The organism is Delftia sp. Lp-1, assembly GCF_020523835.1.
GTDB lineage: Bacteria > Pseudomonadota > Gammaproteobacteria > Burkholderiales > Burkholderiaceae_C > Comamonas > Comamonas acidovorans.
On sequence record NZ_JAJALJ010000007.1, the window covers coordinates 1 to 665 of the forward strand.

Below are 665 nucleotides of genomic sequence, written 5' to 3' on the forward strand. Positions count from 1 at the left end.
GTGGCGGCGGAGATCTGCGAGACGCCGGCGACGGTGACGATTCCTGCGGGACAGAGCCGGGCCTACATCAACGTGGGTGGCCTGGAGTTGGGTTACACGCAGATCGAGGCGACGGCTGAAGGGGCTACTGCGGCCATGCCTGTACCTGTGGAAGTCATTGCGCCGCAGGTGCGGATCGAAGGTCTGGACGGGCAGCGCTCGACATCCAGCCTGAGGGACAACTTCTATGTGGTGCTGAGCGTGCCTGGCGCGTACTGGTCAGACAGCCAGAACGCGACCCAGCCGATGACGGTGCAGGTGAGCCTGGTGGACCAGAGTCCTGCAGGAGTGGTTGGCGGTATCTACACCGCTGCCGATGGAGGGGTTCTGGTCTCGCAGCTTGTGATCGGCAAGGATCGCAGGGATACAGGCTGGGGCTACATCGAGAGGCCCGGTGCAGCGGGAACGTACCGGGTTCTGGCACAGGTGCAAGGACTGGCTGAGGGCAAGTCGAATGTGCAGACCGTAGTGGCTGCCAACCAGGCGCTGAAGCTGACGCGGTATGGCGGTGACAAGCTGATCGTGGGTAAGGGGCTGTACAGCTATTACAACGAGTTGTACGTGGAGCGGCTGATCAACGGCGTGGTCAGCAACGGAGCTGATGCGGTGACGGTGAACCTGCGCTG

General features: G+C 62.7%; 1 protein-coding gene. It reads left to right on the plus strand.

Translation table 11 applies throughout. The features are described 5' to 3' along the window. Positions 1 to 665: hypothetical protein (locus tag LGR64_RS28530; RefSeq protein ID WP_230357491.1), on the plus strand; the 665-nt coding region annotated here is incomplete at both ends.